This is a genomic window from Collinsella sp. An268 (assembly GCF_002159765.1).
Taxonomy (GTDB): domain Bacteria; phylum Actinomycetota; class Coriobacteriia; order Coriobacteriales; family Coriobacteriaceae; genus Coprousia.
In genome coordinates this window covers 38,272-53,620 of the sequence record NZ_NFJH01000007.1, presented here as the reverse complement: position 1 = coordinate 53,620, position 15,349 = coordinate 38,272, and the positions used below count along the sequence as shown (strand labels likewise).

The window sequence follows — 15,349 nt, the reverse complement described above, 5'->3', positions numbered from 1 at the left end:
CCGAGGGCAGCCTGACGCTACAACCTCTCGCGAATAAAAGAAGCCATGAGCTCCCAAGCACGCGCCGCTTGGACAGGTTGATGTTCCTTAAACTCCTCGTGTGTAAAGCCGTGCTGGCAACCGAGAAAGACCTCCCGTGTCACCGTAGTGCCCGCCTCTGCCGCGCGCCGCGCAAATTCCTCCTCCTCACCTGCCAGCGAATCATATTCCGCCGATATCACCAAGGTGTCAGGTAGGTCGTGCAAGTCGGCCGTCGCCGGTGACGCAAGGGGCTCATCAAGTTGAGCACTGTTTTCAAAATACCAGCCCAGATACTGGAGGACGCGCTCGTGCTTAATCGCTTTGCTCGCGTCCAGCACCTTGCGGTGTTCCTCGCTAACCGTTTGGCGCAACGGAGCGTAATCCAGAATCTGTCCTGAGATGCCAATCTCCTGACGATCACGGTCAAGAAGGCAGAGATCCGCTGCGATGCAGCCGCCCGCACTATGGCCCAGTACAAACACCCTATCGGGGTCGAGGTTCCACTCAGCCGCTCGGCGCACAATTCCAGCCACAGCCTCATATGTCGCCAGCGGGGGCTTGGGATACTTGAACTCCGGCGCCAATGGGTAGTCTACATTTACGACAGCACAACCCGTAGCGTCCGCAAGGCGTTGGCAATATTTGCCGTCCGCTTCGTAAAAACCCAAAACAAACCCACCGCCATGGAAGCTGAAAACGACTGGCAGCCTACCTTGCGGCGCCTCAACAGGGCGATACACGCAGAAGTCGACATAACCGGCTGTCTTTGTACGAACTGTGTCCTTTACATAGATGCCATGCAACCGCTCTTCCTTAAGCACAGATGCATACTTCTCCGCTTTTTCAGCTCGATAGGCAAACACCGCCGCGTCCGATTCGTTCACCGTGCCCCCTCCCTCAGTGCCGCCAGCCACCGCAAAGCAAGCTCAATCCATAGCGTAAGGCCGCCATCTCTTCTTTCGTTATCTTTAAGCGTTAGCACGTTATCGAGCGGTTGCCCATGCCCTCCGCGACTAAATAAATGATACTCGCAAGACACGCCCGCATCCGCCAGGGCGCGTACGTACGCAAGCGCTCCGTGCCAGTCAACCACCTCGTCATCGACCGCTCCCCATATGAACGTGGGCGCCGCGTCCGGCGTCACGTAAGACCTTACTTCTAGCGCCCGCACCTGGTCACTCGTTGGATGCGCCGTACCCAATAGCGCGCGATACATAGCGTGTGTGTTATCTCGAGCGTCTTGACTTGCTGGCCATGCTTCATCGTTTGCGCGCAACATCGGATAACCCAGCAGAACGCCTGTCGGCTTTAGCTCATCGCCTTCCACGGCAAACGGGAGCTGCCGCAGCAACGCGGGATCGGCATAGCGCGCACCTTCAGTCGCACACACGTGTCCGCCTGCCGAGAAGCCCATCGTATACACCTGCTTTGGATCCACGTGCCACGCCGCAGCATGCATTCGCACCACATGGAGTGCCTCCATCAGCTGTAACACCTGCGCGGGATACGGCGTGCGGTCGTTAAAGGGCCGCTCGGGATGGACGCGATCGATACCCGTGGTATACCGCAGTACAAAACACTGGAATCCATGCGCCATAAACTCCACGGCCACTGGCTCGCCCTCTCGCGTTGCCAAGATGAGATACGCGCCCCCGGGACAGATGATGAGCGCAGGCTTCTCCCGGTACGACCCGTGTCCTATCTCGGAGTCCTGCACATAGGTGATGAGCTCGCCACCCGTCTGCAGCGAGATTCGCTCGCACAGCATCTATAACCTACTCCTTCTGCAGTGCCGGATCGTCTTTGGCAAAGCCAAAGAAAAACGTGATTGCAGCTGCGACCACCAAGCCGATAGCGCAGCCGATGACACCGTTAATCAGGTTCGCATTCGAAGCGCCAACGAAGTTCAGCAATGTGAGGAAATTCGTCGAGGGAATCATGGTTGCCGAGTACGCGCCCGTGATGCCGATATAGAGCGCGCCGATGGCACTGCCGGCAACGAGACCAATAAACGGACGGCGATAGCGCATGCAGATGCCATAGAGACACGGTTCTGAGGTTCCGGCAAGGACTGCCGTCGCCGCAAACTCCGCGGCAAGGGATTTCTGCTCGCGATTGCGAATGCGCAACATTGCACCGATGCACACACCCATGATGGCGCAGGCCTCAACAGCACAAGCCGGGCTTGCTAACCCATCAAACCCTTGTGCAGCCCAAATCTGAAACATAGCAGCGATAAGCACCATATGCATGCCGGTCATCACGAGGAACGGATACAGCGCGGCGATGACGACAACTCCCAGTACTCCGCTTATATTTCCGATGCCGAGCAGCAGGGCAACCACGTAATTGCCCAAGAAGGCACCTGCCGGACCCACGATGCACAGGGTGATGGGGAGCATTACGAGAATCGTGAAAGCCGGCGAGAACACGCTGCGAATAGACGAAGGCAGCACCCTGTCAAAGAACTTCGCGACGTAGGACATAACCCACACGGATACGATAATAGGAAGAACCGTAGAGCTGTAATTCTGAACATCGCAAGGTATACCAAACACATCGAATGGCTGGTCGACCATACCGACGAACGTTGGATGCATCATAATGCACCCGAGCAAAATGCCCAAGACGGGCATCACGTTGAACTTCTTCGCCGCAGACCAGCCAATAAGCACCGGGAAGAAGTAGAATCCCGCATCGCCTACAAACGTAAAGACGGTATAAAGCGAGCTCTCCGTCGAAATAACGTTGAACATGTCGGGGCCGAGCAGCGATGCCAACATCTTAAAGAAGGCGCACGCAACGATGGCGGGAATAATAGGGACCAAGCTTCCAGTCAAACCGTCCAAGATTGCCGAGCCGACCGCCTTAGGCGTCAGGGGTTTCTTAGCGTCGAGATTCTCCTCAATGGCCATTTCTGGATTGACCCCGAGCACCTCCACCACCTCGTTGTAGACATTCTCTACATCCGGCCCGATGATAACCTGAAACTGCCCGCCGGCATGGGCAATTCCGAGCACACCCTCGGTCGCCTTGAGCCCCTCTTCATCCGCCTTCGTCTCATCACGCAGGTTGAAACGCAATCGAGTCACGCAATGAAACGCCTTGACTACGTTATTCTTACCGCCAACCAACTCCACAACCATCTTGGCCAGCTGCGCATAGTCTTTACTCGCCATACCGCTCTCCTTAGACCAGCATCCTCTTGGAACTATCGAAACGCGCATTCGAAGTGACTTGATACTCAACTGTTTTACTTATTTAGTCAACTATTTTATCTGTAGTAATTCCTACAAATCTGCAAATGGTCGCTTCCAGACGGCAAACGGTCTCAAAGTAAGCGAATTACCAGCATAACGCAATTTACATACGCTGATATTCTTACGCAATTTGTTTACTTATTAAGCAACTTAGAGGCGCGAAGCCGCTGGGCAACTAACTCGTGCTTCCCACATGCAGAGAAACCGGTACCTGCAGTTGCGTTGAGGCGGCCCGGCGCTGACCGGGGTTCTCAATCATGTCAACCAGCAGCGCAACCGCCTCATCCACAATCTGCTGCATATTCTCTTGGATATAGGAGAAATCGATCCCGCTGTACGACGCCAGCTCCGGCGTGCCGTGACCGATCATCTTGAGGTCGGCTGGAATATTGCAACCAAGCTCGCAGAACGTCTGATACGCACAAGCCATAAGCCGGAACGACTCGAGAAATATGCCCTGCGCATCGGGGTGGTCGAGCAGCATTTGGGTCATGACGTTTTTCTCTTGCCAAAACGCACCGTGCGTCGAAAACTGATAGGGATATACCACCGCGCCCACCGATGCGGCCTCAGCCTCGAAGCCACGCCATCGCTCATCGTATTTCAGTCCGTCGGGAAAACGCGTCGCATACAGCAGCCGCTCGCAGCCACGACTCACTAGGTGCCGCGCCGCCAACTTACCCGCCGTTACGTTCATCGAGCGCACCGAACACACATCTGGCGAACAGGAGAAGCCGAGGGTCACCACTGGTATGCCTTGATCTACAATGGTCGATGCGTTGTTTACGAACGTCGCCATGAACACGCCGCTTACGCCGCGGTTGGCAAGCTCCGTGAAAAACTGGTCCTCGTTTCCCCGGTCAAAAAGGGAGCCGCAGAGCACAACTTCATATTGATAATCAAACGCAACACGTTCGATCTGTGTGGCGAGCAGCCCATAATACGGTGCATGACTGGGTGGAAGCACCACAGCGATACGGCGGACGTCGCGCTCGAGAGCATCGCGCAGGGCGTGAGCAGAAACGTAATTGAGGCGGCGGGCAGCTCGCTCAACTTTGCGTATCGTCTCTTGGCTAAACGATCCCTTGTTGTTGAGGATACGGGAGACGGCAGCCTTAGAGATGCCAACCTCATCCGCGATGTCCTGTATAGTCGCCATCTTAGTCCTTAAACAGGTACCCCACGCCGCGAACCGTGGTGATGTGCGCCGCGATCTGCGGGCCCACCTTGGAGCGGATGCGACGGATATGCACGTCCACGGTGCGCGTGCCGCCGCAATACTCGAAGCCCCACACGCGATGGAGCAGCACCTCGCGGCTGTAGGCACGGTTGGGATGCGTTGCCAAAAACGAGAGGAGCGAGTATTCCATCAGCGTGAGGTCGACGGGTTCGTCATCGATCGTCACCTGGTAGGTTGCGAGGTTAACCACCATGTTGTCGATGCGGAGCACATCGTCTGCCGCGTAGGTCTCCTCATGCCCCACAAGGCGCTGCACGCGCACGGCAAGCTCGGTAGGCGTGGCCGTGGGGCAGATGAAATCGGAATGCGAATGAGCCGGCAGCCTGAGCGAGGAGAGCGCCTCGTCGTCGGCGATCACGAGCATGGGAATGCCGCCGCGGTCCTCGAGCCACTTGGCGATCTGCTCGACGCGATCGTTGCGCACGCCATCGGCATCAAGCAGCAGCAGACAGAAATCGTGCACGGCATGCGGCGAATCGGGTGTGGCAAGAACCACCTCGTAGACACCGGTCTCGGCGAGCGTGCGGGCGAAGTCGTTGAAGCGCGTCGTGCGCGCCATAAACAAGATGCTGTTCTCCGCCATGCTCAACCTCCTCAAACTTGGATTTCATACTAGCGCAGGCAGGGTCTCCGACCGGAGCTTAGCGCTTGTTTTTATGTCGTAAAACGCGTCTCGCCGGTCAAATCTCCACAGGATAGGCTACGAATTGGCCAGGTAGTGCTTAATCTCCCACTCCGTGACCGTCGAGGCGAACTTATTCCACTCGTCACGCTTCTTGGCCAAGAAGAACGTGTGGATGTGCTCGCCCAGCGCGTCGCGCATGAACGCGGACTCCTCAAAGATGTCGAGCGCCTCGTCGAGATTGCGCGGCAACGGCGCGATGCCCGCCGCCTCGAGCTCGTCAGACGACATGCTGAGTACGTCCGACGTGGTCTCCGCCGGAAGCGTGAGCCCGCGCTCGATGCCGTCGAGGCCCGCCGCCAGGGTAACGGCGTTGACGAGATAGGGGTTGGCCATCGGATCGGGCGAGCGCAGCTCGATGCGCGTGGAGAGCTCCTTGTCGGGCTTGTAGATGGGCACGCGGATCATCGCCGCGCGGTTGCGCAGGCCCCACGTCGCCGCCTTGGGCGTCGGGCCCTCGTCGCCCAAGATGCGCTTGTAGGAGTTGACGGTGGGGTTGGTGATTGCCGCCATCTCGCGCGCATGGGCCAAGATGCCCGCCATGTAGCTCTTAGCGATGGGCGATAGATGGTAGACCGGATCATCCGGACCCCAGAAGACGTTGTTGCCGTCGTGGTCGAAGAGCGACTGGTGGAGCATCATGGCGCTCGCCGCCTCGCCCTTGATGGGCTTGGGCATAAACGACGCATGGATGCCCGCCTGATATGCCACCAGACGGACGACGTGCTTGGCCGTGGTGATGGCATCTGAGGCCGTCAGCGCCTCGGCGTGGCGCAGCGAGATGCCGTGCTGCGAGCGACCGGAGGAGTGGAACGTGTACTCGACGGGAATGCTCATCTTCTCGAGCATGAGCACGGTCTCGCGACGCAGGTCGCGCGCCGAGTCGTCCGGCGTGAGGTCGAAATACCCCACCTCGTCGAGCGGCTCGGGCGTATGGTCGTTGGGAAAGTAGTAATACTCGAGCTCGGCGCCCACGTTAAGCAGATAGCCGCGCGCCTCGGCGCGATAGAACATGCGGCGCAGCACCTCGCGCGGGTCGCCGGCAAAGAACTGGCGGTCGGGGGTGCAGATGTCGCAGAACATGCGCGCCGCGCCATCGTGCTTGGGACGCCAGGGCAGCACCTGGAAGGTCGACGGATCGGGGAAGGCGAGCATGTCGGCCTCTTCTTTGGGCGTGAAGCCCTCGATGGCGGAGCCGTCGAACCCGATACCCTCCTCAAAGGCAGCCTCGAGATCCTCGGGCGCGATGGCGAAGCTCTTGAGGCGTCCGAGCACGTCGCAGAACCACAGGCGGATGAAGCGGATGTCACGCTCCTCAACGGTACGCAGAACGAAGTCGATGTACTGCTGCTGGTCCATGGGAATCCTTTCGCCCCGCAGCCGGCACCTTCCGGCATGTCACAGAACTGGTTAACTCTCTCATATGTTTGTTACGGCGGCGTTTCTCACCTAGGATGCCCATGCGCCCAACGTGCGGCGCGGACGGGACGCGCACTCCATCCGCAGGCTACCGCTCGCGATAGAGCTCGTTGGCGTCGGCAACGCAACGGACCCTACGCGGCACTATGTATACTCACGAGTATTACACTCGTGAGTATAACTACATACCAGCGGAGGACCGCTACCTCACACCGCGGCCCAGCTCGTCGGCGATGGCATCCACACCCTTACAGGCGGGGCAGCTTTTTTTCTGCGCCGAAGAGCAGTGCCCGGTACACGCGTCGGCATCTGCACAGTCTGCGCACGTGCCCTTGCGCCAGATGCGCACGCACACCGCCGCAAAGGCCGCGGCAACCAGAGCCAGTATGACGATATCTGCAAGAGACATAGCCCCTCCTTAGTTTGCTATTGCTAACTTTACCCGTTTACGAGACCTCCGTCAGCGACATTGCCGAACGTCGGCAAAAACACCGACGACCCGTCAGGGGCTCCCCCGCCGTCTAGCGCACCGACGCCCCGCCCCACCCGCAACAGGAAGACGGCGGGCACCCCAGGGCACCCGCCGCCTCGACAATCCATTGGTGAGCCGGAGCGCATCACCGCGCGCTCGCGCTACGCAGCAGCCGGTGCCATTGCATCGTCATGCTCGTCGGTCCAAGCGTACTTGGGCATAGGACGGAAGAGCTGGAAGAGAATTGCGGCCGCAAACAGCACGGCAACGATGGTCCAGAAGCTGAACACGCCGGTAGCAGCCAGGTAGAACTGGTTGATGATAAGACCGACGACCCATGCGAAACCGCACTCGTACCCGATGGCGATAGCGGTCCACTTGGCGGAGTTCATCTGGGCGCGGATCGTGCCCATGGCCGCGAAGCACGGGGCGCAGAGCAGATTGAACGCGCCAAAGGCCGCGATGGCGCCCACCGTGGGGAACATGCCGGCAAACGCAGCCCAGAGGTTCGGGTCGGTCTCGGTGCCGTCGGCGATGTGGAGCAGCGAGCTCGCCGTCGCGACGACGTTCTCCTTGGCAACGAGGCCCGTGATGGACATAGCCGTCGCCTGCCAGGTGTCAAAGCCAAGCGGGTTGAAGATGAAGGCGATGGCGCCACCGAGCATGGCGAGCACAGAGTAGTCGGTGAACTCCTCCGGGATGCCCTCCATGGCGGGAAGGAAGCCGAAGGCGCCCTCGAACACGCCGAAGTTGGTGAGGAACCACACCACCACGGTCGACGCGAAGATGATCGTGAAGGCCTTCTTGATGTAGGCGGAGACGCGCTCCCACACGTGCAGCGCCCACGAGCGGACCGAAGGGAAGTGGTAGCTCGGGAGCTCCATGACAAACGGGGTCGGGCGGCCGGCGAAGAGCTTGGTCTTCTTGAGCATGACGCCCGAGACGATGACCGCGAGGACGCCGAGGAAGTAGAAGAGCGGGCTGATCCAGTTCGCCTCGGCATCGTCCACCAGCGCGCCCATGAGCAGCGCGATGATGGGCAACTTGGCGCCGCAGGGGATGAACGTCGTGGTCATGACCGTCATACGGCGGTCCTTCTCGTTCTCGATGGTCTTGGTGGCGAGCACGCCGGGCACGCCGCAGCCGGTGGCGACGAGCATGGGGATGAACGACTTGCCGGAGAGGCCGAAGCGACGGAACACGCGGTCCATCACAAAGGCGACGCGCGCCATATAGCCGCAGTCCTCGAGGAAGGAGAGCAACACGAAAAGCACGAACATCTGCGGAATGAAGCCGAGCACCGCGCCCACGCCCGCAACGACGCCGTCCAAGATGAGGCTCTGGACAAGATCGCTCGCCCCGAGGGAGACGAGCCAGCCCTCGATGGCGCCCGGAATAGAGGGGAACGCCATGCCGAAGAGCTCGAAACCCTCGCCAAAGAGGTTGTCGTTCACCCAATCGGTGCCCGCGGTGCCGAAGGCGTCCGCACCGGTGGCGATGCTGTACACCGCCCACATGATGAGGATGAAGATGGGAAGACCCAGGATGCGGTTCGTCACGATCCGGTCGATCTTCTCGGAGGTCGACATGCGCGACGGCGCCTTTTTTACGCACTCGTCCATGATGTGCGCGATGACGGCGTAGCGCTCACCGGTAATGATGGACTCGGCGTCGTCGTCGCAGTCCTGCTCGCACTGCGCGATGAGGCGCTCGACCGCCGCGGACGCATCTTTGGTGAGATTGACGAGCCTCTGGGCGTCCGCGTCGCGCTCGAAGAGCTTGACGGCCCAGTAGCGGCGCTTCTCTGCAGGAACAGAGCCCGGCAGGAGCGCCTCGATCTTGTCGAGCACCTCCTCGATGGCGGAGTCAAACTTGTGCTCGGCAACCTTACCCTTGTTGCCCGCAGCACGCTTGACCTCGGCGAAGAGCTCGTCGATGCCCTTGTTCTTAAGGGCGGAGACCATGAGCACCGGGCAGCCGAGCCGACGGGAGAGGGCCCGGGTGTCGATCTTGTCGCCGTTTTTCTCCACGAGGTCGGCCATGTTGAGTGCCACGACAACGGGCAGGCCCGTCTCGATGACCTGGAGCGCGAGATAGAGGTTGCGCTCGAGATTGGTGGCGTCGATCAGCTGGACGACGACGTCGGGCTCGCCGCTCATCAGATAGTCGCGGCTCACGCGCTCCTCGGGGCTGTACGGGGAAAGCGAGTAGATGCCGGGGAGGTCCGTCACGATGACGCTCTTGTCGCTCGAGAGGCGCGCCTCCTTCTTCTCAACCGTCACGCCGGGCCAGTTGCCCACGTAGCCGTTTTGGCCGGTGATCAGGTTGAAGAGGGTTGTTTTTCCGCAGTTGGGGTTACCCGCCAACGCGACATGAAGCTCTGAAGCTGCCATGTGTCCTTCTTCCTTGGCTTTGAAACGAATGTTCTGAGCTGGGCGGCGCACCGCGTGGGCGCGAGGAAATTTGCCTTGTCTAACAAATGATGCCTCTGCAGTATCAATTGTTAGACACGCCTAACTCTACCGGTAAAAAAAGAGGCCCTACTGCACCTCGACGATAGCGGCCTCCTCCTTGCGGATGGAGAGCTCGTATCCGCGCACGGTGATCTGGATCGGATCGCCAAGCGGCGCCACCTTGACCACCTTGAACTGCGTCCCCTTGATAAGACCCAGGTCCATGAGGTGGCGGCGCAGCGCACCGTCGCCATGAAGCTTGACAATCGTCGCGGAGTCGCCGATTGCCACGTCTCCCATCGTCTTCATTGGTTTCCCCCTTTCAACCTCATCTACCTGCCCCGCCAAAGCGCAAACGCTGACGCAAGAGGCTACACGGTCATGACGTGCTGCGCCACTTTGGCGTCAAGGCCAAAGCGCGCGCCCTTGACGGTCACGATGATATTGCCGCCGCTGGCAGAGACCACATGGACCTCTGATCCCTCGACAAACCCGAGGTTCCCGAGGTGGTGCTTCATATCCTCGTTGCCCCGCACGCGCGCAACGGTGACCGTCTCGCCAGCACGCACCAACGAGAGCGGCATTGCCGGCATCGTGGGACCTGCTGCCATTACTATCACCTTCTTTGCGCTCGTCATCCCGACCGTCAAGCCAAGCACGCAGGCGCTGCCCATGCAGGGGCACGCGCTCACGTGTTTGTTCACCTCAGTAAACTACCACGGCGAAGCTGTCATGTGAAGCACAAATTAGCCATAGGTAACAAAAAGGAATCATGACCGAACCGATGGGGAGATGGATACCCCCGTGGACAAAAAGTGTATCGAAATAACGATTCGCCCCTCGATTGACGGCCGATCCGGACGCCTGAACAGCATACGACTCCGCCCGAGCTGGCGTTTCCGCAGGAAACGCGCTTCTACCATGGCACAGCCCGACCGTTCGAACCCGTCAGAGCGGCTCATTGCCGCGTCCAATCGCTATTTGAAGCGCTTTTTTGGTCAAGGGGGGTTATTTTTTCTGTAAGTGACGCGTATGCTCGCTTCTGCGCACAAGAAACGGCGCGGAGGCTCAACGCCGCCGCGCCGCGTGCCTGCCACCTTGCTGTGCGGGTCGCAGCGCAACCCTTACGGATGCGAGATGATCACCTGCATGTCGCCCGCAAACACCAGCTCCCTGCAGGCGGAGAGCGCCAGCAGGTTAGAGCCCTTGCGCACCGGTTCGCCGCAGAGCGTGCCCTCGCCCTCGATGACGCTCACGCAGGTGAAGGGATAGGAGACCGGCACGGCGAGCTCTCCGGCAACGGTAGCGCGCACCACGGTGTAGCACTCATTTTGCTCGAGCGTGGTGAGCGGGCCCTCCGAAGCGGCGACCTCACCGGATGCCGGCAGCTCGGCGCCGTAGTTAATGACATCGAGCGCCTTATCGAGATGGAGCTCGCGGAGGCTGCCATCTGCCTGCTTGCGATCGAAATCGTACACGCGATAGGTGATGTCGCTCGACTGCTGCGTCTCCAGGATGACGGTGCCGCCCTTGATAGCGTGGACGGTGCCCGCATCGATCTGGAAGAAATCGCCCGCATGCACGGGAATCTCGTACACGAGCTCATCCCAGCGGCCTGCCTCAACCATCTGGGCAAACTCCTCGCGCGAGCGGGCGCGCTGCCCCACGATGATCGTGCCGCCCGGCTCGGCGGAGAGCACGTACCAGCATTCCTTCTTACCGAGCGACCCGTCCTCGTGCTCCGCGGCGTAGGCGTCATCGGGATGCACCTGGATGGAGAGGTCGTCAGCCGCATCGATAATCTTGATGAGCAGCGGGAACCGATCGCCCTCGGCGTTGCCGAAGAGCTCGCGGTGCTCGGCCCAAAGCCACGAGAGGGTATGGCCGGCGTATGCCCCGCTCGCGATGGTGCAGTCGCCGTTGGGGTGCGCCGAGATGGCCCAGCACTCGCCCACCTGCCCCTCGGGGATGTCGTAACCGAACTCGGTCTCGAGCTTGCGCCCGCCCCACAGCATGTTCTTGAAGACGGGCTCGAGCGTGATGATGGAATCCATGGCAACCCTTTCTCGGTCTCAGGCGGCACCGGCGGGTGCCGCCCCTACGGTAGTCAGCATACCCCGGTTAGTGCCCTATGCCCCTGGGGGTCTACAACTAATCGGCGGCCGCGAGCAACGCGCGCAGCTTCGATTCGAGCACGGCGGTTACGCGGTCGTAGCCAGCATCGTTGATGTGCAGGCCGTCGCCCGGGCGGTAGAGTGTCGCCAGCGGGGAGCCCGCGGCATCCAGCAGCGCCGGATACGCATCGACAAAGGCCACGCGCCCATCGACTATCCCCTCCTGCGCGTTGGCGAGGATCTCGGCGTTGGGCATGAAGCCCGTCTCGCCCCAGATGCAGGCAAAGACGACGTTGTTGATGAGGACGGCGATGCCGGCGAGGATGTACAGCGGCATGATGGCCGCGAACGAGTCGCACAGCGTCCTCAGGTGGACCTGGTTGCCCACCCTGGCAGAGATCTCGGCAAATTTGTCGAGGAACGCCCGCCCCTTCTGATTAGCCATGATTGCTCTTAACTGTTGAATCTGGCTTCCCCATCTGCACAGCCGCGGAGGTTCCCCCTCCCCCGCGGCCGATGTGCCCCTATGGGCTCGGTCTCTTGCCGGCGCGGGCCTACGCGACCACGTGCGTCTCGGCGACCTGCTTGAGCCACGTCGCGGACTTCTTGGGCCGGCGCTCATAGTTCTCCATGAGGTCGACCTCCACAAAGCCGTAGCGGTTCTTGAAGGCGTTGGCCCAGCTCCAGTTGTCGATGAGGCCCCAGTAGTGATAGCCCACGCAGCGGGCGCCGTCGGCGATGGCGCGGGCGACCCAGGTGAGGTGGTCGCGCACGAAGTCGATGCGGTAGTCGTCCATCACCTGCTGGGTCTCGGGGTCCTTGTTGAGGTACTCGCGCTCGATGCCGATGCCGTTCTCCGACACGAACCATTCGAGCTCGGGATACTCGTTTTTGCACTTCATGCCAAAGTCGTAGATGCCCTTGGGATAGATCTCCCAGCCGCGGCTCTCGTTCATAACGCGCTCGGGCCAGATATAGGGCTCGGCAAAAAGCGGGTTGCCCCACTCGTCATGCGTCTTCGAGGGCGCCTGCACGCGGCTCGGCTGGTAGTAGTTGCAGCCGATCCAGTCCACCACGCCGCCAGCGAGCACTGCCTCGTCATAGGGGCGCTGCGGCAGCACGATGCCGAGGTCGTCGACGAGCGTCTTGATGACGTCTGCGGGAAGCTTGCCGCGCGTCACGAGGTCGAGCCACCAGCGGTTGGTGAGGCCGTCGTTCATGCGAAGCGCCTCGAGGTCCGCCTCGGAGGGGTCGTCTTTGGTGTAGCTCGGGCTGAAGTTGCAGATCATGCCGATGCGGGCGTCCTCGCGGATCTTGCCGGCACGGTAAAGCTCGCGGTAGCGACTAACGGCGAGTGCGTGCGCGATGGAGATGTTGTACTGGACCTCGCAGGCCTCCTGGAAGTTGTGGTGCCTGGGATACCACACGCCGTGCCAGTAGCGCTGCTCGGGCTCGACGATGGGCTCGTTAAACGTGAACCAGTACCGGATCTCCTGCCCAAACTCCTCAAACGCCTTCGCGGCGTAGTTGGCGTACGCCTCGCAGACCTCACGGTTCTGCCAGCCGCCGCGGCGGAAGAGGTAGGTGGGCATATCGAAGTGATACAGATTGACGAAGACCTCGAGGCCGGCCTCGCGGGAGGCGCGGAAGAGCTCGTGGTACCAAGCGGCGCCCTCGGGGTTGATGTTGCCGTCCTGGTCAATCAGGCGGCTCCACTGGATCGAGGTGCGGTAGCTGTCGAGACCGAGGTCCTTCAGCAGGGCCAGGTCCTCCTTGTAGTGATGCATGAAATCGTTGCCCACGTAGCTGCCCACGCGGTTGTAGAACGAGGAGATGTCCTCGTTAGACCAGGTGTCCCACAGGTTCTCAAGCTTGCCGCCGGTGTTCCAGCCGCCCTCGGTCTGCGGGCCGGACATCGCCGCGCCAAAGAAGAAATTCTGCGGGAGCTCGTACTGCGCCATGCCTCCCCCTTTCATCTAGGATCGCGTTCGGTCTCGCGTCGGTTTCAAAATATAGCGCTATACTTCTCACTGTGAAGCGTGTTTCTTATTTTTTGTCTCGCACTTTGCAAAAACCGGCAACATGGGCATAGGCTCATCATGTCCCTTGTCGACCCTAGGAAAGGTGGTGCCATGCTCAAATTCGAATCCATTGCGCGTGACCTGCAGCAAAGCATCGAGGATGGCACGCTGGCCCCCAACGACAAGCTCCCCACCGTGGTCGAGCTGTGCAGCCTTTACGGCGTGAGCAAGATCACCGTGCGCCGCGCCATCGACCTCTTAACTGAATTGGGCCTGGTGAGCAGCCGGCGCGGATCGGGCACCTATGTGAAAAACGCGAGCGCCATCAAACGCGACGCCCTGCAATTTGCCCGCTCAGACCGCGCGAGCGGCTTTACCGAGGAGCACGAGGGCGCCCCGGTCACCTCGGATGTCTACGACTTCTGCGTGGTCAACCCCACGGCAGAGATCGCCCAGTGCCTCGACATCGCCCCCGACGCCTTTGCGTATTACGACTGCCGTGTGCGCCGCCTTGACGATGTGCCCATCTGCATCGAGTACACCTACATGCCCATCGATGTCATCCCCGGCCTCAAGCGCTCGCATGTGGAGGGCTCCATCTACCGCTACATCCGCGAAGACCTGGGGCTCAAGATCGCCAACTTCAACCGCGCCGTGCGCGCCGTGGCAGCCACGCCCGAGGAGGCCGAGCGCCTCGACGTGGCAGCAGGGGCGCCCCTCTTGGAATTTGAGCAGGTAGGGTATCTCGATAACGGCGAGCCCTTTGAGTACTCCATCTCGCACAACGTAGGCGAGCGCTATACCCTGCACAACATCGTGCTGGCATAGCGGCGGCGCGCCCGCAGCGCATATCGCGGCACGCAGCCGCCCATACGACCGCTCGCGCGCCGCACGCGTGACAGGCCGCGCTCCTACGCTGCGTCGCCGTCGGCGCGGCCCGCCGTCACCACACGATCGATCAGCAGGGACGAGAGCGTAACCGTGACGAGCGAGCAGGCGATCTTGCCAGCGGGGATATACGTGAGCGACAGAGCGAGCACCGACAGGTCCGTTGCCAGATAGCAGCGGGAAAGGCGCATACCCGTTGTCTGCGAGATAACGAGGGCGAGGGCGTCATCGCCACCCGACGAGCCGCCCTGCCGGACGATGAGGCCGCAGCCGATGCCGACAAAGCAGCCGCCCACCAGCGCTGCCGCCAGCGGATGCGCCGCAAGGTCGGGCAACAGGTGCGGCAGCTGATCCCAAAGGGTGTAGCACAGCGACGTGCACGACGTGGCGACGGCCGACCACACGAGAAAGCGCCAGCCCAGGTAGCGCAGGGCAAGCACGTAGCAGAGGGCATCGAGCGCAAACGTCGCCGCCGATGACGGGATGCCGAACCAGTGGTTGATGAGGAGCATGCCGCCGATGATACCGCCCTCGGTGATGCCCGTGACCTGATGGACGTTGTGGATGCCGAAGGTGAGGATGGCCGCCCCCAGCGCGATCATGGCCACGCGGCGCAGATTGCGTCGCGTGAGGGCGCGGGTGTAAAGGCTAGAAAGGGCGTGACGCACGGCATGCGGCGCCACCTGCGGGCGAGATACGCGCTCCGCCGGCATGGTATCAATCCTCCTGAGGGGATACGAGAACGGTATTTTAGTCCGTATTCAGACTATCTTGAGAAG

15 protein-coding genes are annotated in these 15,349 nt (G+C 60.9%); 1 reads left to right on the top strand and 14 read right to left on the bottom strand.

All coding sequences use genetic code 11. The annotated features are described in order from the left end of the window. Positions 1 to 17 precede the first annotated feature (17 nt). The 13 genes from B5F70_RS06810 to B5F70_RS06750 form a co-directional block, all read right to left on the bottom strand. Positions 18 to 905 (bottom strand): alpha/beta hydrolase, encoded by an 888-nt coding sequence (locus B5F70_RS06810; RefSeq protein ID WP_087204824.1) that lies wholly within the window; start codon positions 903 to 905, stop codon positions 18 to 20. Continuing rightward, positions 902 to 1,789, bottom strand: a complete 888-nt coding sequence (locus tag B5F70_RS06805) for an alpha/beta hydrolase (protein WP_087204823.1) — start codon at positions 1,787 to 1,789, stop codon at positions 902 to 904. The genes B5F70_RS06810 and B5F70_RS06805 overlap by 4 nt, the downstream gene beginning before the upstream one ends. Before the next feature lie 7 nt (positions 1,790 to 1,796). After that, positions 1,797 to 3,200, bottom strand: coding sequence for a PTS transporter subunit EIIC (locus tag B5F70_RS06800; protein ID WP_087204822.1), 1,404 nt, complete (start codon positions 3,198 to 3,200; stop codon positions 1,797 to 1,799). Between the two features lie 256 nt (positions 3,201 to 3,456). After that, a complete protein-coding gene (locus tag B5F70_RS06795) occupies positions 3,457 to 4,440 on the bottom strand; it encodes a LacI family DNA-binding transcriptional regulator (protein ID WP_087204821.1) in 984 nt (327 codons plus the stop codon). A 1-nt stretch (position 4,441) separates the two neighbouring features. Further along, on the bottom strand, positions 4,442 to 5,104 hold the full coding sequence (locus B5F70_RS06790) for a winged-helix domain-containing protein (RefSeq protein ID WP_087204820.1): 663 nt from the start codon (positions 5,102 to 5,104) through the stop codon (positions 4,442 to 4,444). A gap of 117 nt (positions 5,105 to 5,221) precedes the next feature. Beyond that, the gene (locus B5F70_RS06785; RefSeq protein WP_087204819.1) at positions 5,222 to 6,562 is read right to left on the bottom strand and encodes a glutamine synthetase family protein; all 1,341 of its coding nucleotides are present in this window, start codon (positions 6,560 to 6,562) and stop codon (positions 5,222 to 5,224) included. A 262-nt stretch (positions 6,563 to 6,824) separates the two neighbouring features. After that, positions 6,825 to 7,031: a hypothetical protein gene (locus B5F70_RS06780; RefSeq protein WP_087204818.1), complete on the bottom strand. Its 207-nt coding sequence runs from the start codon at positions 7,029 to 7,031 to the stop codon at positions 6,825 to 6,827. Positions 7,032 to 7,255: 224 nt separating this feature from the next. Further along, complete coding sequence (gene feoB / locus B5F70_RS06775) at positions 7,256 to 9,487, bottom strand: ferrous iron transport protein B (protein ID WP_087204817.1); 2,232 nt, start codon at positions 9,485 to 9,487, stop codon at positions 7,256 to 7,258. 147 nt (positions 9,488 to 9,634) lie between these two features. Further along, entirely contained in the window at positions 9,635 to 9,856 is a 222-nt protein-coding gene (locus B5F70_RS06770; RefSeq protein WP_087204816.1) for a FeoA family protein, read from the bottom strand. 62 nt (positions 9,857 to 9,918) lie between these two features. Next, complete coding sequence (locus tag B5F70_RS06765; protein ID WP_239463222.1) at positions 9,919 to 10,158, bottom strand: FeoA family protein; 240 nt, start codon at positions 10,156 to 10,158, stop codon at positions 9,919 to 9,921. A gap of 513 nt (positions 10,159 to 10,671) precedes the next feature. Continuing rightward, a complete protein-coding gene (locus B5F70_RS06760) occupies positions 10,672 to 11,601 on the bottom strand; it encodes a type I phosphomannose isomerase catalytic subunit (RefSeq protein WP_087204815.1) in 930 nt (309 codons plus the stop codon). 97 nt (positions 11,602 to 11,698) lie between these two features. Further along, positions 11,699 to 12,106, bottom strand: a complete 408-nt coding sequence (locus B5F70_RS10760; protein ID WP_087204814.1) for a hypothetical protein — start codon at positions 12,104 to 12,106, stop codon at positions 11,699 to 11,701. A 109-nt stretch (positions 12,107 to 12,215) separates the two neighbouring features. Beyond that, complete coding sequence (locus tag B5F70_RS06750; RefSeq protein ID WP_087204813.1) at positions 12,216 to 13,622, bottom strand: glycoside hydrolase family 1 protein; 1,407 nt, start codon at positions 13,620 to 13,622, stop codon at positions 12,216 to 12,218. 171 nt (positions 13,623 to 13,793) lie between these two features. Between B5F70_RS06750 and B5F70_RS06745 the strand changes: the two genes are divergently transcribed. Beyond that, on the top strand, positions 13,794 to 14,510 hold the full coding sequence (locus B5F70_RS06745; RefSeq protein WP_087204812.1) for a GntR family transcriptional regulator: 717 nt from the start codon (positions 13,794 to 13,796) through the stop codon (positions 14,508 to 14,510). 83 nt (positions 14,511 to 14,593) lie between these two features. On the opposite strand, the gene B5F70_RS06740 is transcribed toward B5F70_RS06745, so the two are convergent. After that, positions 14,594 to 15,283 (bottom strand): YitT family protein, encoded by a 690-nt coding sequence (locus B5F70_RS06740; protein ID WP_087204811.1) that lies wholly within the window; start codon positions 15,281 to 15,283, stop codon positions 14,594 to 14,596. Positions 15,284 to 15,349 lie beyond the last annotated feature (66 nt).